At 68.9% G+C, this 17462-nt stretch carries 17 protein-coding genes; 8 read left to right on the forward strand and 9 right to left on the reverse strand.

The window, feature by feature from the left end; translation table 11 throughout:
• Positions 1–510: 510 nt before the first annotated feature.
• The 3 genes from LRK53_RS12825 (at position 511) to LRK53_RS12835 (ending at position 2810) form a co-directional block, all read left to right on the forward strand.
• Complete coding sequence (locus LRK53_RS12825) at positions 511–1101, forward strand: DUF1415 domain-containing protein (RefSeq protein WP_027491577.1); 591 nt, start codon at positions 511–513, stop codon at positions 1099–1101.
• Positions 1102–1148: 47 nt separating this feature from the next.
• A complete protein-coding gene (locus tag LRK53_RS12830) occupies positions 1149–1481 on the forward strand; it encodes a YkgJ family cysteine cluster protein (protein WP_027491578.1) in 333 nt (110 codons plus the stop codon).
• Positions 1482–1787: 306 nt separating this feature from the next.
• Entirely contained in the window at positions 1788–2810 is a 1023-nt protein-coding gene (locus tag LRK53_RS12835; protein ID WP_081666535.1) for an IS110 family RNA-guided transposase, read from the forward strand.
• Positions 2811–2848: 38 nt separating this feature from the next.
• On the opposite strand, the gene LRK53_RS12840 is transcribed toward LRK53_RS12835, so the two are convergent.
• From LRK53_RS12840 to LRK53_RS12850, 3 genes are all read right to left on the reverse strand, one after another.
• Positions 2849–3550: a pseudouridine synthase gene (locus tag LRK53_RS12840; RefSeq protein ID WP_027493073.1), complete on the reverse strand. Its 702-nt coding sequence runs from the start codon at positions 3548–3550 to the stop codon at positions 2849–2851.
• On the reverse strand, positions 3547–4617 hold the full coding sequence (locus tag LRK53_RS12845; protein ID WP_027493074.1) for a class I SAM-dependent methyltransferase: 1071 nt from the start codon (positions 4615–4617) through the stop codon (positions 3547–3549). The genes LRK53_RS12840 and LRK53_RS12845 overlap by 4 nt, the downstream gene beginning before the upstream one ends.
• 128 nt (positions 4618–4745) lie before the next feature.
• Positions 4746–6740: an OPT family oligopeptide transporter gene (locus LRK53_RS12850; protein WP_235642663.1), complete on the reverse strand. Its 1995-nt coding sequence runs from the start codon at positions 6738–6740 to the stop codon at positions 4746–4748.
• 144 nt (positions 6741–6884) lie between these two features.
• Between LRK53_RS12850 and LRK53_RS12855 the strand changes: the two genes are divergently transcribed.
• On the forward strand, positions 6885–7442 hold the full coding sequence (locus LRK53_RS12855; protein WP_027493075.1) for a YaeQ family protein: 558 nt from the start codon (positions 6885–6887) through the stop codon (positions 7440–7442).
• A gap of 75 nt (positions 7443–7517) precedes the next feature.
• Complete coding sequence (locus LRK53_RS12860) at positions 7518–7952, forward strand: FKBP-type peptidyl-prolyl cis-trans isomerase (RefSeq protein WP_027493076.1); 435 nt, start codon at positions 7518–7520, stop codon at positions 7950–7952.
• Between the two features lie 198 nt (positions 7953–8150).
• Here LRK53_RS12860 and LRK53_RS12865 read toward each other — a convergent pair whose 3' ends face one another.
• Positions 8151–9008 carry a PA4780 family RIO1-like protein kinase gene (locus LRK53_RS12865; RefSeq protein ID WP_027493077.1) on the reverse strand — a complete coding sequence of 286 codons (858 nt, stop codon included), beginning with the start codon at positions 9006–9008 and terminating at the stop codon, positions 8151–8153.
• A 33-nt stretch (positions 9009–9041) separates the two neighbouring features.
• On the reverse strand, positions 9042–10061 hold the full coding sequence (locus LRK53_RS12870; RefSeq protein WP_027493078.1) for an LLM class flavin-dependent oxidoreductase: 1020 nt from the start codon (positions 10059–10061) through the stop codon (positions 9042–9044).
• A gap of 379 nt (positions 10062–10440) precedes the next feature.
• Here LRK53_RS12870 and LRK53_RS12875 point away from each other — a divergent pair, with 379 nt between their 5' ends.
• Entirely contained in the window at positions 10441–11451 is a 1011-nt protein-coding gene (locus LRK53_RS12875) for an HDOD domain-containing protein (protein WP_235642254.1), read from the forward strand.
• Between the two features lie 66 nt (positions 11452–11517).
• On the opposite strand, the gene LRK53_RS12880 is transcribed toward LRK53_RS12875, so the two are convergent.
• The 4 genes from LRK53_RS12880 to LRK53_RS12895 all read right to left on the reverse strand — a co-directional run bounded on the left by LRK53_RS12880 (position 11518) and on the right by LRK53_RS12895 (position 13416).
• Positions 11518–11829, reverse strand: coding sequence for a hypothetical protein (locus tag LRK53_RS12880; RefSeq protein ID WP_185754577.1), 312 nt, complete (start codon positions 11827–11829; stop codon positions 11518–11520).
• A gap of 48 nt (positions 11830–11877) precedes the next feature.
• On the reverse strand, positions 11878–12375 hold the full coding sequence (locus tag LRK53_RS12885; RefSeq protein ID WP_027491787.1) for a GNAT family N-acetyltransferase: 498 nt from the start codon (positions 12373–12375) through the stop codon (positions 11878–11880).
• Positions 12359–12544 (reverse strand): oxidoreductase-like domain-containing protein, encoded by a 186-nt coding sequence (locus LRK53_RS12890; RefSeq protein WP_037089039.1) that lies wholly within the window; start codon positions 12542–12544, stop codon positions 12359–12361. The genes LRK53_RS12885 and LRK53_RS12890 overlap by 17 nt, the downstream gene beginning before the upstream one ends.
• Positions 12545–12642: 98 nt before the next feature.
• Positions 12643–13416 (reverse strand): class I SAM-dependent methyltransferase, encoded by a 774-nt coding sequence (locus LRK53_RS12895; protein ID WP_027491788.1) that lies wholly within the window; start codon positions 13414–13416, stop codon positions 12643–12645.
• 216 nt (positions 13417–13632) lie between these two features.
• On the opposite strand from LRK53_RS12895, the gene LRK53_RS12900 reads away from it, so the two are divergent.
• Positions 13633–15057 (forward strand): hypothetical protein, encoded by a 1425-nt coding sequence (locus LRK53_RS12900; RefSeq protein ID WP_037089042.1) that lies wholly within the window; start codon positions 13633–13635, stop codon positions 15055–15057.
• Positions 15054–17363, forward strand: a complete 2310-nt coding sequence (locus LRK53_RS12905; protein ID WP_027491850.1) for a transferrin receptor-like dimerization domain-containing protein — start codon at positions 15054–15056, stop codon at positions 17361–17363. The genes LRK53_RS12900 and LRK53_RS12905 overlap by 4 nt, the downstream gene beginning before the upstream one ends.
• Positions 17364–17462 lie beyond the last annotated feature (99 nt).

Genomic DNA, 17462 nt, shown 5'->3' on the forward strand with positions numbered 1-17462 from the left:
ACGGCCCGTGAACGGGCCCACTGGGCAGGTGCTGGCATCACCACGAGCGGGGTGGCGGCGCGGTGGCGTCCCGACGAACCGCCGGACCTCCAGCACGCCGGCGCCATCAGATAAACCTGGCCCGGCTTCCGGGGGATCTCCCGCGCGATCGCGGGGCGCTTGGCCGGATACCTGCCACCGCCCGCCTCGGCGCAAACTTTCCCCCGTGGCGGCACGCCACCGGACGTGACCACGCAAGCATCAACCCCGGCATACCCGCGGCTCGCGCCGTGCGAGGTACCTGCGGTCGTTGGGGTCGAACCATCCACGAGCGAATCCTGTTCAGGGGCACGACCGCGGCGGGTTCCCCGTGCCGGGGACCGCCATTAAATCAGGTTTGTGAAATCGGTTCCCGCATCCGGGTGCTCCCCCGCGAAACCGGATGCAAGCCTGCACGGCCCCGACAGCGCGGGCACAAGCCCGTGCACCAGCCAGCCGCTATAGTCGACTGCCTCTCCCCGCGAAAACCGCATGGACCCGACGCCCGCCAACGACCTCAACGCTGACGCGCTGCCCGGGGACGCGCCCTACCTCGCCGCCACCACGCGCTGGCTGGAACGTGCGGTGATCGGGCTGAACCTGTGCCCGTTCGCCCGCGCGCCGCACGTGCAGGGCAAGCTGCGCCTGCGGGTGAGCCAGGCACGCGACACCGATACGCTGCTCGACGACCTCTGCGGCGAGCTGCAGTCGCTCAATGCACTGGCGCCGGACGAATGCGAGACCGGCCTGCTGATCCACCCGTTCGTGCTCGGCGACTTCCTCGACTACAACGACTTCCTCGACGTGGCCGACGCCGCCGTGCAGACGCTGGGACTGGAAGGCGAATGGCAGGTGGCGGGCTTCCACCCCGACTACCAGTTCGCCGACAGCGCGCCGGACGACGTCGGCAACCTCAGCAACCGCTCGCCGTATCCCACGCTGCATTTGCTGCGCGAATCCAGCGTCGAGCGTGCGATGGAGGGGATGTGCGATACCGACAGCATCTACCGCCGCAATATCGAGACACTGCAGCGCCTGGGGGCTGATGGCTGGCAGGCGTTGTGGCGTGACAAGCCGCGCTGAACAGCCGCCACAACAAAGTGTTCATGCCGGTGCTGTCATGCTGACGCGTGAACAATCTCCCCGATCCCCACGCGGAAAGCACCGACCCCGCCGTGCAATGCACGACCTGCGAAGCGGTGTGCTGTCGCCTCACCGTGGTGCTGATGCCGGAAGACCGCGTGCCCGCCTGGCTGATCGACCACGACGAACATGGCATGGCGACCCTGGCCAAGGGCGAGGACGGCTGGTGCGCCGCGGTCGACCCGAACACCTTCCGCTGCACCATCTACGAAGACCGCCCCACCATCTGCCGCAAGTTCGCGATGGGCAGCCCGAGCTGCCGCGACGAACGACGCAAGTGGTTCGGCAACACGATTCCCACCGTGGTGCACCTATTGTAGGAGCGCACCCTGTGCGCGCGATGCTCTTCGTCACGTAACGAAAAGCATCGCGCACAGGGTGCGCTCCTTAGGTCTTGATGTCCGACCTGTCAGGGTCGAGCATTCCCGACTGATCATCGGGGGAACCGGGTGATGCCGATGCGCTCCTTTGGCTTCGAGCCCGTGACGTAGATGCACACCCCGGTTCCGATTTCGCTCATCCAGAAGTTTGAACGGTACCCTCGGCCCGCCACTGGCGTGAGCCTGCACACCTAAGGATCAGCCGGATGAGCATGGTGATCGGAACAAACCATGCGAGGTAAGGCGATGACAAACGTTGTGGGAGTGGATGTGGCCAAGGCCACGTTTGATGTGGCCGTTGGTCTGGCCAAGCCGGGCAAATTCCAGACACGCGCCAAGGTGGCCAATCGTGAAGAAGGCTTCCAGGAGTTGATGACCTGGTTGGACAAGCACGCGCCGGAAGCGGCGGTGTGCATGGAAGCGACGGGGATCTATCACGAGGCACTGGCCATCTTCCTGGTACAGCAAGGCAAGACGGTCTACGTGGCCAATCCGGCGCAAGTAAAGTACTTCGGCAAGAGCCAGCTGACGCGAACCAAGACCGACCGCACAGACGCCAAGCTCATTGCGCAGTTCGCCACCAGTCAGCAGGCCGGCACCCATCCGATGGCGCCGTGGATGCCGCCGACAGCGGCCCAGCGCACCTTGCGCGCGCTGGTCGAACGGCTGGACGATCTCAAGGGCATGGAGCGGATGGAAGCGAACCGACTCGACGTCGCCAATGACGCCGTACGCGACTCGGTGGAAGCGTCGCTCAAGGAACTGCGCAAGCAGATCAAGGCGCTGGAGCAGCGCATCAACAATCACATCGACAAGGATCCCCAGCTGCGCTACGACGCGGCGTTGATGACGTCCATCCCCGGCATCGCCAAGACCACGTCGGCCTCCCTGCTCGCCGCACTGGGCGACCTGCGACGCTTCGACGCGCCGGGCAAGCTGGTCGCCTTCGCCGGCCTCAACCCGGCACGGCGCGAGTCGGGCACGCTCAAGGGACAGGTCCGGATCTCCAAAACCGGTGCCCCCGGCTTGCGCGCCAAACTCTACTTTCCCGCCATCTGCGCCAAGAACCACAACCCCGTGGTTCGTGCCTTCTGCGAACGGTTGCTCGCACGCGGGAAGCTCCCCATCGTGACCGTGTGTGCCGCCATGCGGAAGCTCCTGCACCTAGTCTGGGGCGTCATCCATACCAACTCGCTGTTTGATCCTGACTACCCCAGACACCGCCTCGTTGCCTCTGCGCACGCATCACCTGGATGCTCGCTTGCATAACGCGGAACGAGACGGTATCTACAGAGGTTGCCGTTGCCCTACGCCGCGAAAATCAGTGCGACCTCGGCGGCATCGAGCGCGCGCCATTCGCCCGGTGCCAACCCGCCCAGCGTGAGGGCGCCGATCGACACCCGCTGCAGCGTCTCGACGTGATTGCCGGCGGCGGCGAACATGCGGCGCACCTGATGGTAGCGGCCTTCGCTGACGCCGAGCCGGGCGTGCCGCGACCCCAGCACCTCCAGCGCGGCAGGCGCGAGCGGGGTGGTTTCCTCTTCCAGCATCAGCGTGCCGCTGGCGAACAGCTCGCCCTCGTCGCCGCGCAGGTCCTGCGCCAGGGTGGCCTCGTAGACCTTGGTCACGTTCGCCTTCGGCGAAATGATCCGGTGCAGCAAGGCACCGTCGTCGGTGAACAGCAGCAGGCCCGAGGTGTCGCGGTCGAGTCGGCCCACCGTGGACAGCGCCGGCGTGCGCACGCGGTAGCGCGGCGGCAGCAGGTCGTAGACCACCCGGCCTGGGTCCTTGCGCGAGCAGGTGACGCCGAGCGGCTTATGCATCATCAGGGTGAGCCCGGGCGGCGGGTCGAGCGGTTCGTCGTCGACGCGGATGGTTCCGTACGGCACCACGTCGTCGGCGTACAGCACCTCGCCATCGGCATCGGTGATGCGGCCGGAGCGGAACAACTGGGTCACGTCCTTGCGGCTGCCGTAGCCCAGGTTGGCAATCAGCTTGACCAGTTTCATCCGCGCACCCCGACTGCTTCGATCACCTTGAATCCTTCCTGCACGGCCAGCGTGCGCACCTCATGGAAACGCGAGGCCAGCACCGCCTCGTACGGCAAATGGCGGTTCGCCACGATCAGCAAGCGGCCGCCCGGCAGCAGCGCCTCGGCCGCGCTGACGATGAACGCGCGACCCAGCTCGGGCAGGTCGGCACGCCCCTGGTGGAACGGCGGGTTGCTGACGATGGCGTCGTAACGCTGCGCCAGGCCGCGGGTCACGTCATGCCAGCGCACCGCCAGCGCCACGTCGCGGCCGCATTCACGCTGCGCCCGCGCCAGGTTGAGCCGCGCCGGTTCCAGCGCGCGCGCTTCGGCTTCGTACAGGTCGATCGCCTCGACCCGCGGGCAACGCGCCACCACCTGCGCGGAAAGATAACCGTAGCCAGCGCCGAGATCGGCCACGCGGCCATGCAAGTCCGCCGGCAAGTGTTCCGCCAGCAGCGCCGAGGCGCGGTCGACGCGGTCCCAGGCGAACAGGCCGGGACGACTGAGATAGCCGTCGGCGATGTCGCGCGGCGCGTCCAGCGCCAGCCATGCGGCCAGCAGGTCGTGATCGATGTCGGCCGGCTGCGGCGTACCCCAGAACACCCGGCACTTGTGCTTGGACAGGTGCTGCACGGCGCCGGCCAGTTTCGCCAGGTCCGCCTCGCCCGACTTCGCGCCTTCCGCATTCGGCATTGCCGCCAGCACGGTGCCGCCCGGCGCCAGCAGCCGCAGCGCGCGGGCGAACAGCGCGCGCGCCTCGTCGCGCTGGCGCGGCGGCAACAGCAGCACCAACGGAAATTTTTTATCAGCTGCCGCTTCGCCCACGCGCAGGCCATGGCGGCCCAGCTCGTCGGCGAACGGCAGGAAACTCTGCTCGCACAGCCAGCCAGGCTGCACCATCTCGCGCAGGCGCACGCCGGCACGGGCGCGCAGGAACAGCACGCGGCCGTCGGCCGGCAAGTGCAGCTCGCCAGCCTCGAACGGCACGAACAGCGCGGCCAGCGCCGCATCCGGCGTGGCCGCGAGGAATCCGCCAGCAGTCACGTCATCCCTTCCACCTCGAACGATGGCGGCATTGTACGTGGCGGCCGGCGGGAGCCGGTTGGCGGAGCGCGCTTCCGCCGTGCGGCAGCAGCGTGTTCCGCGCACGGTGTCGGCCCCGCCGTTGCGCCCTACACCGCCCGGCCCATCCGGCCGATCCAGCGGTACATCGCCCAGGTCACCGCCACGAACACCACGCCGCCAATCCAGATCGCGGCATCGTGGAAGTTGTCGCCCACCAGCGCCAGCGGCGCGTTGCGATCGGCGAAGCCTAGCTTGTCGGAAAACGCCACCAGCGCGGCCACGATCACGCCGAGCAGGCTCTCGCCCACGATCAGGCCGGAAGCCAGCAGCACGCCCAGCTGCTTGGTGGCCTCCGCCTTCGGGCCGCGATCGGCACGCTGCTCGAACCACGCGCCGACCAGCGCGCCGACCACCACCATCAGCGTGGTGGAAGTGGGCAGATAGATGCCCAGGCCCACTGCCAGCGGCGGCAGCCGCATCGACTTGCCGGTGCGCGCCAGCGCCTCGTCCAGCACGATGATGCCCACGCCGATCGCACCGCCGATGGTGATCAGGCTCCAGTCGATGTTGCCGGTGATCACGCCCTGCGCCAGCGCCGAGATCAACCCGGCCTGCGGCGCCGGCAGCGCGCGCGACGGGTCCGCGCCCGGTGCGCCGAGGAAGCCGTAGGCCTGGTTGAGCAGGTCCAGCACCGGCGGGATCACCAGCGCGCCGGCGACCACGCCGATCACCAGCGCCCACTGCTGCAGCGAGGGCGTGGCGTCCACCAGCTGGCCGGTCTTGAGATCCTGCAGGTTGTTGTTGGCGATCGAGGCCACCGCAAACACGATGGCGGTGATGAACAGCGCGAAGGCCACCAGCGCCTTGCCCGCTTCCGCCGGCATCATCGACTTCACGCCCAGCACCAGCAGCAGCGCGGCGATGATCACCACCAGGATGCCCACGCCCGACAGCGGGCTATTGCTCGAACCGATCAGACCGGCCATGTAGCCGCACACGGCGGAGACCAGGAAGCTCAGGATCACCACGAACACCACGCCGCCGGCCACCAGCAGTGTGGTGTGCTCGCCCAGCCCGCTGATGTTGCTGAAATGGCCCAGCAGCCACCCCACCGGGATCAGGCACAGCAGCGTGATCAGGCCGACCATGCCGATCGGCATGTCGTGCTCGGTGCGCGGCAGCGTGGCCAGCTGACCCGCCTTGCGCACGCGCGAAGCGGCCATCGCGCCGGCCAGCCCGCCGATCACCGGCTTGACCAGCTTGGCCAGCGTCCAGATCGCCGCCACGCCGATGGTGCCGGCACCGACGAAACGCACGTAATGGCTCCAGGCGGCCTGCGCCACCGCATCGGCGGCGCCGTCGGCGGGATGCAGCAGCAGGAAGTGCGGCACCGCCCAGCCCCAGCCGATCAAAGCGCCCACCAGCATCGCCACGCCGACCCACAGCCCGACCAGGTGGCCCACCGCGAACAGCGCGAACGACAGGCTGAAGTCGAACCCGGTGGCGGCGCCCTTGTCGCCCACGCGGAAATAGCTGGACACCGCGGCGGCGAACAGCCTGGTCTGTACGATCACGTAGAACGCCGCCGAGACGATCGCGCCGGCGACCACTGCCTTCAGCCCCGCGCCACCCGACTCCACCGACTCGGCCGCCTCCTCCGAACTGGCGCCCACCTTGAGCACCTCGGCGCAAGCCACGCCTTCGGGGTACGGCAGGTCCGAGTCAGTGACCAGCGCGCGGCGCAACGGGATGGTGTACATCACGCCGAGGATGCCGCCGGTGGCGCAGATGCCGAAGCTCATCCAGAACGGGAAGCCGTTCCACCAGCCGATGATGATCAGGCCGGGCAGCACGAAGATGATCGAGGACAGCGTGCCGGCGGCCGAGGCCACCGTCTGCACGATGTTGTTCTCCTGCATGGTGGAGTTCTTCAGCGAGCGCAGGATGGCCATCGAGATCACCGCCGCCGGAATCGAGGTGGCGAAGGTGAGGCCGGCCTTGAGGCCGAAGAACACGTTGGCCGCGGTGAACACCACGGTGATCACGATGCCGATGACCACCCCGCGCAGGGTGAATTCGACGCGCGGCGACGCGCTGGACATTGGCTGTGCGCTCACAGGATGGCTCTCCCCCGGGGTGGATGGCTGCGACGCAAGATAGCGTGGAATGCCCGCCGATGGTTATTCCCGACGGCCTGGACCGCCGCCTGCGCGTAGAATGGGCGGCTGTTGTCCCGAGAGATCCCCATGGCACTCAACGCCACCATCCACAAGGTCGAGCTGCAGGTCAGCGACATGGACCGGCACTACTACGCCGGCCACGCGCTGACCCTGGCGCGGCACCCGTCGGAGACCGCGGAGCGCCTGATGGTGCGCCTGCTCGCGTTCGCGCTGTACGCGGACGAACGGCTGGAGTTCGGCAAGGGCCTCAGCGATGAGGACGAGCCGGCGCTGTGGCGCAAGGCATATAGCGGCGAGATCGAACTGTGGATCGAGCTCGGCCAGCCCGACGAGGCGCGCATCCGCAAGGCCTGCGGCCGCTCGCGTCAGGTCGTGGTGGTCAGCTACGGCGGCAACGCCGCGGAGCTCTGGTGGAACAAGCTCGGCCACGCGCTCGGCCGCCACCGCAACCTCAGCGTGCTCGACATCCCCGCCGCCACCGTCGCCGAACTGGCCGCGCTGCTGCAGCGTGGCATGCGCCTGCAGGCGCTGGTGCAGGACGGCCAACTGCAGCTGATCAGCGAAACCGGCGCGGTCGCGGTCGAACCGCTCAGGCGCATGGGTATGGCCGAACTGGTCGGCTGACGCGGCACGGCCGGCTGACGCGCCGCGCTTTCCCGCATAATCCCGCCCGACCTCTTCAATCCTTCGGAGTCACCCATGCGCTGGTTGCTGCCCCTGCTCGCCGTGTTCGCCCTCGCCGCCTGCGGCACCCCACCGCCGGCACAGGCCAGCGGACAGGTCGACAAGCTCACCGTGATCGACCAGAAAATCGGTACCGGCGCCGAGGCGAAGGCCGGCATGGACGTGCTGGTGCACTACACCGGCTGGCTGTACGACGAGCACGCGAAGGACAAGCACGGCGCCAAGTTCGACAGCTCGTACGACCACGGCGCACCGTTCAACTTCACGCTGGGCGCGGGCCGGGTGATCGACGGCTGGGATCAGGGCGTGGCCGGCATGCGCGTGGGCGGCAAGCGCACCTTGCTGATCCCTGCCGCGCTCGGCTACGGCGCCCGCGGCGCCGGCGCCGACATCCCGCCGAACGCCTCGCTGGTATTCGACGTGGCGCTGGTCGACGTCAGCGCGCACTGAGCCATTTCCTCTGCCACATGTAGGAGCCCGCTCGCGGGCGATGCTCTTGTGGCGGGACTCGGGACTCGGGACTCGGGACTCGGGATTCGGGATTCGAAAAAGCATCGCCCGCGAGCGTGCTCCTACGCACAAGCGGCTGGGCAGCTTGTAGGTTGGGGTGAGCGCAGCGAACCCCAACAATCCGTGCCCTGGAATCGCTCAACCTTCCTGCACCGCCGCCTCGCGCCCCTGCTGGCGGATTAGCGCCTCTTCCCGCGCGTCGATGATCGACTGCATCACGCTGTCGACGTCGGCGATGCTTTCGTCGAACTCGAAGCGGCCGCTGAGTTCGCTGTCCGGGTGCAATTCGCCCAGTTCGTACAGCGCCCACATCTCCTCGCCGTAGTGGGTGTCCAGCAGCTCCGGCGCGAAGCGCGCCAGGCTGATGGTGATGTTGCCGACGTCACGGCGCAGCATGGTGCGCGCCGCATTGTTGCCGGCGGCGCTGACCACCTGCGGCAGGTCGATGATCACCGGGCCAGCTGGCCCGACCAGCACGTTGTATTCGGACAGGTCGCCGTGGATCAGCCCCACGCACAGCATGCGCGCCACCTGCTGCATCAGGAAACGGTGGTAGTCGCGCGCGGTGTCGGCCGACAGTTCCACTTCGCCCAGCCGCGGCGCCGAATGGCCGTCGGCATCGGTGACCAGCTCCATCACCAGCACGCCGCTGAAATAGCCGTAGGGTTTGGGCACGCGCACGCCGGCGGCGGTGAGCTGGTACAGCGCGTCGACCTCGGCGTTCTTCCACGCCGCCTCGGCTTCCTTGCGGCCGAACTTGGTGGCCTTGCCCATCGCCCGCATCTGCCGGCTGCCGCGCACCTTGCGACCTTCCTGGTACTGCACGCGCTGCTGGAAACTGCGCTGCGCCATGTCCTTGTAGACCTTGGCGCAGCGGACGTCCTCGCCCGAGCGCACGACGTAGACGGAGGCCTCCTTGCCGCTCTTCAGCGGCCGCAGCACCTGGTCGATCACGCCTTCGTCGATCAGGTCCTGCAGGCCCTTGGGAGTTTTCATGCGTGGTGGGCTTCGGTCATGGGGAACACGGCATTATCCCCGATCGGTGGCCGGTTCGCGGCCGGTACCAAGCCGATCACGCGCCGCCGCCGCGATCTCGAACGACTGCCGCCGCGCCGCGTGCTCGAATACGTTGGCGGTAAGCAGCAGCTCGTCCGGCCGGTGCCTGGCGATGAACGCCGCGATGCCGTCCTTCACCGTATCGGCAGCACCGACCACCGTGCAGGCCAGCGCGCGCTCCACCATCAGCTTCTCTGGCGGCGTCCAGTACGCCTCGATGTCGTCGATCGGCGGCGGGACCAGCCCCGGCTTGCCGCGGCGCAGGTTGATGAAAGTCTGCTGCTGGGTGGTGAACAGCCGCCGCGCCGCGGCGTCGCTGTCGGCCGCGACCACGTTGAGGCCCAGCATCGCGTACGGCCGCTGCAACCGCGCCGACGGGCGGAAGTCGCGCCGGTACAGCGCCAGCGCCTCGTCCATCGCGTCCGGCGCGAAATGCGAGGCGAACGCGTACGGCAGGCCGAGCTGCGCGGCCAGCTGCGCGCCGAACAGGCTGGAACCGAGCAGCCACACCGGCACTTCGATACCGGCGCCGGGCACGGCCCGCACTTGCTGCCCAGGCTTGGCCGGCTCGAAGTAGCCGAGCAGTTCCAGCACGTCCTGCGGGAATGCATCGGTGTTGTCGAAGTAGCGGCGCAGCGCCCGTGCGGTGGGCTGGTCGGTGCCGGGCGCGCGGCCCAGGCCCAGGTCGATGCGCCCGGGGTACAGCGAGGCCAGCGTGCCGAACGCCTCGGCCACCTGCAGCGGCGCGTGGTTCGGCAGCATGATGCCGCCGGCGCCGACGCGGATGGTCGAGGTGCCGCCGGCCACGTGGCCGATCAGCACCGCCGTCGCCGCGCTGGCGATGCCGGGCATGTTGTGGTGTTCGGCCAGCCAGTAGCGGTGGTAGCCGAGCCGTTCGGCCAGCCGGGCCAGGTCCAGCGTGTTGCGGAACGCCTGACCGGCGTCGCTGCCTTCGGTAACCGGCGCCAGGTCGAGGATGGAAAACGGGATCATGTCAGGCTCTCACCGAATGGGATGGCCACGATGTGGGGGCTGCCGCGCGGATTGCCACCGCCGCGGCTGCCCCGCGCCAGGCCGCCCCACGGGCGCCGAAACGACCTAGACTGACATCGTGTCACGCGTCACCTGTCGCCGTCATTCAACCTCACTGGGAGAGCAGCATGAGCAAGGGCATGGACACCAAGAAGGACGAGAAGAAGAAGCCGGCCAAGACCCTGAAGGAAAAGCGGGCCGCCAAGCAGGAAAAGAAGAAGAGCACCAAGTAGGCCGGGCCGGCGCCGCATCCTCGCTAAACTTTCCCCGCAGGGCGCCGATAGCCCGTAACGGGTTACCCGGGAGTCGGCACGCGGGGATGAGGGGGACGATGGGGAACATGTGGCGGCGCATTTTCCGCAGCCGACGGCCGAAGCCACGCGCAGGACGCGCGCCGCCTGCCGCCACGACGCCGGCGCGCACCACCGTCGCCGCCCGGCCGGCGCTGCCGCTGGCGGCCATCCGCGACCGCTTCCATCGTTTCGTGCTCGGCCTGGCCGACAGCCACGCCAGCGAACCCGGCGCGGCCGAGCTCGCCACGCTCAGGCAGCTGGAGCTGCTCGGCAGCCGCTTCGACATGCACAGCCTGCCACGCCTGCCCACGGTGCTGCCGCAGCTGTTGCGCGCGCTGAGGAACGACAACACCGGCGGCGGCGAACTGGCCCGGTTGATCGGCCGCGATCCGCTGATGGTCGGCGAGATCATGCGGGTCACCGGCAGCGTGCACTACCGTGCGGCGCAGCCGATCACCAGCCTGCAGCAGGCGGTGGTGCTGCTGGGCCAGGACGGACTGCGCCGGATACTCACCCAGCACGTGATGAAGCCCATCCTGCAAGCCCATGCCGGCGCGTTCGGGCAGGCCGCCGGCGAGCGCCTGTGGCATCACGCCGAGCGCTGCGCGCATGCCTGCGCCTGGCTCGGCCGCCACAACCACAGCGATGCGTTCGAAGCCTACCTGGCGGGCATCGTCTGCCATGCCGGCGATGGCGCGGTGATCCGTCTGCTGGACCGGATCGGCCCCGCCGACGACGCCGAGCCGCCGTCGCCTGGCTTTCTTGCCGGCTGTGCCGACCTCGCCGCGCAGCTTTCGCTGCAGGTGGCGCAGCACTGGGAGCTGCCGCGGCGGGTGGTCGACGCACTGGCCGAGCGGCGACTGCAGCCGACACCAGCGGCCTCGCCGCTGGGCAACGCGCTGGCGGTGGCCGACCTGCTGGCGATGGCCCAGCTGCTGGCCGAGCACGAGCGCCTGGCCGAGGACCCGGACCTCAGCCAGGGCTGGCCCGAGGTCTTCGCGCCGAACCTGGTGGCGCGCTGCCGGCAGGATCTGCGGCGCAACTTTTCCGGGGTGTGAGCGATCCGCGGCCCCCGCCGCGAGGCGCCGCGGCGGGAGGCGATAACGCGCCTCCCGCTGCCGCTCCTACCGTGGCGTGACGCTGACGTCGCCGAGCACCAACGAAGTCTGCAGGCTGCGGTCTTCCACGCCGTAGAAGTTGACCTGCACGGGCTGCCCCCTGTACGCATCGAGGCTGACCGTGTGGGCCGGAACGGCACCTGCATCGACCCCTGGTGGTCCGGCAACACCGGCGCAGCCGGCGCCGGGCAGCAGGCCACCCACCCCGCAAGCATCAGGCCGCGGGTCATCCATGTCTTCAATCGCATCGTCAAATCCTCGCGGGTTGGCAAGGATTCCCCGGCGCGTTTTATAGGCGACCAACGATGGCGACGGCATGACCAAAATTCCTGGAAGCCGCCATGCGGCGCCGGCGCGTGGTGCCCGTCAGTACCGGTCCAGTCGCATCGGCTGGGTCAGCAACCCGCTGCGGCTGACCGTCGGCGGCCCGCTCCGCACGAAGCCGAAGTGCCGATACACCGGCACCGCCATGGCCGAGGCATTCAGCGTGAACTGCCGCGTGCCGGCGCGACGCACCGCATCCCGCATCGCGCGCCGCCACAGCTGGCGTGCGATGCCGCGACCGTGCAGGCGGGTGCTGACGAAAAACTGGAACAGGTGGCAGTCGTCCCGCATCGCCGCCACGCCGGCCAGGCGACCGTCCTGCTGGCAGGCCAGGTGGAAGCGCTGACCGGCGAGGATCTTCCTGCGGATCACCCGCGCGCTCATGCCGTGAAGCAGCTCGGCCGCCGCACTGGCCGGTTGCTTGGGCAGAATCCAGCGCCGCGTCACCCGGCGTGCCAGCCGACCGATCGCCAGCGCATCGTCCGGGCCGGCGAGGCGATAGCGGATGGCGCTGGGCATGCGCTCAGGGGTGACGCGCATGCCACGCCGCCAGCGCCGCCTCATAGCGCTCGAGCGCTTCTTCATAGACGTCGTGGACGCAGCGCACGCAACCCTCACCGCAGCAATCGGCGGCATCCGGCTCGCTCGGCGGCTGCGGCATCGGGTCGGCCGGGTCGAGGTTTGGCGGGATGGGCGGGACGGGATTCACGGCACTCCGGACGGCATCAGCTGCGGGGCGGCGGGCCGCCCGGCAGCCGATGGTGGCGCCGATCGCCGCCGCGACTCAAGCGGCGGCGGCGCGGCGAATCATTTCGCCGGCTTGCGGAAGCGGTAGACGAACTGGTCGGTGTGGCCGCGTATCGACTTGTCGAACACCTTGGCGTTGAGCGGGTCGGCCGGGTTGCGCAGCGCGTCGCTTTCGCCGTCGAACACGAAGCCGGCCGCTTCCACTTCCTGCTTCACCACGGCCGGGTCGATGCGGTGCAGGGTGTCGGTGTCGGCGAGGCCGGAGCCGGCCGGGGCCATGTGGTCGATCACCACGAACAGGCCACCCGGCTTGAGCGCGTCGTAGACCCGCTTGTCGAAGCCGGCCATGTCCACCGGGCCCATGAACGGGTCATGGTAGTCGTGGTAGTTCTGCGCAGTGAATACCAGGTCGATCGGCTCCGCCGCGCTCAACAGCGCGGCCGGCTGCTGCAACAGGCTGACGTTCGCATAGTGCGGTGTGGCCACCAGGCCCTGCCAGTTGGCGAAACTTTTTGCGGAGTATTTCCCCATCTCGTGCGGCCACACGGTGTAGACGTGTCCCTGCGGGCCGACGACGGCGCTGAACACGCGCGTCCAGTAGCCGCTGCCCGGCACCAGTTCCAGCACCTTCTGGCCCGGCTTCACTTCGGCGAAGGCCATCACCTGGGCCACCTGGCGGCGGGTGTCCTCAGCGCGGTCGGTCTGGCGGGCGGGATCAGCGAGCGCTTTCTGCACCGCGGCGGAGACCGCCGCCTCGTGCGGTTTCTCCGTCTGGGCCAGGGCCACCGCGGGAATGCTGGCGGCAAGCAACACGGCAAGGATGGCAGGACGCATGGTCGTACTCCTTCAGTGGGCCAAGGGTTTACCGATTGTGCGCCCGATTCGCGCTGATGAACCCGTGCCGCTTGGCACGGGGCGCCGCGGCAGTTCATGCTGCATGCTCGATCCACGACCACGCCATGCCCCAGGCCGGCTTTTCCAGGGCCTGCACAGCCTGGCGCCCGGCAGAGCCGTCAGACGACCTCCCGAACACCGTATCAGGAGTACCCGATGCCAAGGCGCCGCCCCCTTCCTGCACTAGGCCTTGCGCTGGCGCTGTGCCTGTGCGGTCGGCTGGGCCATGCGCAGTCGGCTGCGCAATGGCAGGCGGCGCAGGTCGCCGCCGCGCAGAAGTCCGAGCAGATCATGCAGGAGGCCAACCAGCACAAGAGCCTGCTGGCCCAGTACCGGGTGATGCGCTACTCGTACGCCACCGATCCGGACCCGGCGTTCCACATCATTTTTGGCCAGTACCTGAGCTGGTACCAGACGTTCGTCGGCAATTACCCGGATGCTGCGGCCAGCTTCTCGATCAAGCAGCCGGCGCTGCCGGACGACCGCCCCTCGCCGCTGGGCAACGCCGACTACCGCGCCCGCCCCGCGCTCGAAGCGATTCCCGAGCTGGCCAGGAACTACCGCGCGGTGTTCCTCAACGAAGCGCACAACATACCGCTCACCCGCACGCTGACCGTGCAGTTGCTGGGCAAGCTGCGCGTGGAGGGCTTCAACTATTTCGCCGCCGAGACGCTCTACCAGACCGACACCGGGCTGCAGGCGCGCGGTTATCCGGTCGCCAGCAGCGGCTTCTATACCGAGGAGCCGATTTACGCCGAGATGGTGCGCACCGCCTTGAAGCTCGGCTTCAAGGTGGTGGCCTACGAAGCGCTCTCCGCGGCTACCGGCGACGCCCGCGAAGCCGAGCAGGCGCGCAACCTCTACCGCGAGGTGTTCAAGAACGACCCGCAGGCGCGGCTGGTGGTCAACGCCGGCTATGCGCACATCCAGGAATCGGGCGTCTACCTGGGCGGCTCCTCGATGGCCGAGCACCTGCACAAGCTCAGCGGCATCGATCCGCTCACGGTGGAGCAGACCATGCTGTATCCCCACCCGTCGGCCAGCGACGACCACCCCGACTACGCCCCGGTGATGCAGCAACTGCGCCCCGACGCGCCGATCGTGTTCGTGGACAAGAAAGGCCAGCCGTGGTCGTTGCGCGCGGGCTATGACGTCAGCGTGTTCTTCCCGCCCGAGCGGATCAAACGCGGCCGCCCCACCTGGCTGGACCTCGGCGGCAGCCGCAAGCCGTATCTGGTCAGCGGCGAACGCTGCAACCACGTCTACCCGTGCATGGTCGAGGCGCGCTATGCCGGCGAAGGCGCCGACGCGATACCCGCCGACCGCCTGGTGCTCGACCCGCTGCCGTTGAACCCCACCACCAGCGACCGCATCAGCAACGGGCTGATCGAACCCCACAACCTGCTCTATCTGCGTCCCGGCAAATACCGGCTGAGCTACACCGATGCGGACGGCCACCAGCTGTTCGCCAACGACGTTACCATCCGCGACCAGGACGCGGCCACGCCATCCGACCCCGCCGAGCCGCTCGCACCAGCACGGCCGGCCGCAGCCACCACTATCCAGGGGAAATCACCATGACCCGATCCGCTCTCCGGCCGCTGCTCAGCCTGGGCTGCCTGCTGGCAGCCTTCGCCGCGGCGGCCGCCAGCCCAGCCGACCGCACCGACGCCGCCGCCCTGTTCGGCTTCAGCGCCAGCGCGGCGACGGCCCAGCAGGATCTCGAACGGCGCTTCGACGCCCAGCTCGATCCCGCCGAGCTGCGCGGCTGGCTCAAGCAGATGGCATCGCAGCCCAACCAGGTCGGCTCGCCGCACGACAAGGCGAATGCCGAGTTCATCCTGTCGAAGTTCCGCGAATGGGGCTGGAACGCGCACATCGAGACCTTCAGCGTGCTCTACCCCACACCGAAGAAGGTGGCGCTGGAGCTGCTCGGGCCGAAACCGTACGTCGCGGCACTGCACGAACCAGCCATCGAAGGCGACGCCACCTCCGGCCTCGCCGGCGTGCTGCCGCCCTACAACGTCTACGGGGCCGACGGCGATGTCAGCGCGCCGCTGGTCTACGCCAACTACGGCATGCCCGACGACTACAAGGAACTGGCCCGGCGCGGCATCGACGTGCGCGGCAAGATCGTGCTCACCCGCTACGGCCACGGCTGGCGCGGGTTGAAGCCGAAGCTGGCGCAGGAACATGGCGCGGTCGGCTGCCTGATCTACTCGGACCCGCACGACGATGGCTACGCCATGGGCGACGTCTATCCGCAGGGCGGCTGGCGCCCGGCGCAGGGCGTGCAGCGCGGCTCGGTGGCCGACATGCAGCTGTATCCGGGCGACCCCTTGACTCCGGGCATCGGCTCCACGCCCGGCGCGAAACGGCTGGCGCTGAAAGACGCAAAGACCATCCTGAAGATCCCGGTGCTGCCGATCTCCTACGCCGACGCCACGCCGCTGCTGCAGGCGCTGGCCGGCCCGGTGGCCCCGGCCGGGTGGCGCGGTGCGCTGCCGCTGACTTACCGCGTCGGCCCGAGCGCGGCGAACGTGCACCTGACCGTGCAGTCGGACTGGAAGCAGCAACCGGTCTACGACGTGATCGCCACCATCGAGGGCTCGGCCGAGCCGGACCAGTGGATCGTGCGCGGCAACCACCACGACGGCTGGACCTTCGGCGCGTGGGATCCGCTCTCCGGCACCATCGCCCTGATGGCCGAGGCCAAGGCCATCGGCGGCCTGGTCAAGCAGGGCTGGCGACCCCAACGCACGCTCGTCTATGCCAGCTGGGACGGCGAGGAGCCCGGCCTGCTCGGTTCCACCGAATGGGCCGAGACGCATGCCGCGGAACTCCAGCAGAAGGCCGTGCTGTATCTCAACTCCGACACCAACGGCCGCGGCTTCCTCGGCGCCGGCGGCAGTCACTCGCTGCAGCACCTGGTCAACCAGGTGGCCGCCGGCGTGACCGACCCGGAAACCGGTGTCAGCGTGCGCGAGCGACTGCGTGCACACATGCAAGTGGCCGGCAACAACAAGGACGCCAAGCCGGAAGTCAAGGCGATCGCCAAGCTGGCGGCGGCCGGCGGCGACCTGCCGCTTGCCGCGCTGGGCTCGGGCTCCGACTACAGCGCGTTCCTGGAACATCTCGGCATCGCCTCGCTGGACCTCGGCTTCGGCGGCGAGGACGACGACGGCGGCATCTACCACTCGCGCTACGACTCGTTCGACCATTACGCGCGCTTTGGCGACCCGAGCTTCGACTACGGCATGGCGCTGGCCAAGGTCGCCGGCCACGTGATGCTGCGCAGCGCCGAGGCCAACGTGCTGCCGCTGCGCTTCGGCGACTTCAGCGACACGCTGGGCCGCTACCTCGACGAACTGCACAAGCTGGTCGACGACACGCGCGAGGCTACCGAGCGGCAGCACCAGCTGCTGGACAGCCATGCATTCGCGCTCAATGCCGACCCGACACGGCCGGTCGCCCCGCCCGCACGCGATTCCGACATGCCGGCGATCGACCTCGCCCCACTGGACCGCGCGGCGAAGCGGCTTGCGCAGAGCGCCAAGGCCTGCCGGGCCGCCTACGACAAGCGTGCCGCCGCCGGCTTCAACCTCACCGCCGCGCAGCGCCAGCAGCTCGACCGCCTGGCCGGCAGCATGGAGCAGCGCCTCACCGATCCCGCCGGGCTACCCGGGCGCAGCTGGTTCAAGCACTTCATCTATGCGCCGGGCATGCTCACCGGCTACGACGTCAAGACCGTGCCCGGCGTGCGCGAGGCCATCGAGGCGCGTCGCTGGGACGAGGCCAGCCACTACGCCGCACTCACCGCCAAGGTGCTCGACCGCTACCGCGCGCAACTCGACCAGTTGACGGCGCTGCTGGACAAGCAGTCCTAGCCTGCAGCATCACGCTCGATCGCGAGGCGACCAGACCACCGGCCGCCCCGATCCGCTCCAGCGCCGCACCCGTCCCGATGCGGTCGGCGCCCTGCTATA

The sequence above is a fragment of the Rhodanobacter thiooxydans genome (assembly GCF_021545845.1).
In the GTDB taxonomy this organism is placed as follows: domain Bacteria; phylum Pseudomonadota; class Gammaproteobacteria; order Xanthomonadales; family Rhodanobacteraceae; genus Rhodanobacter.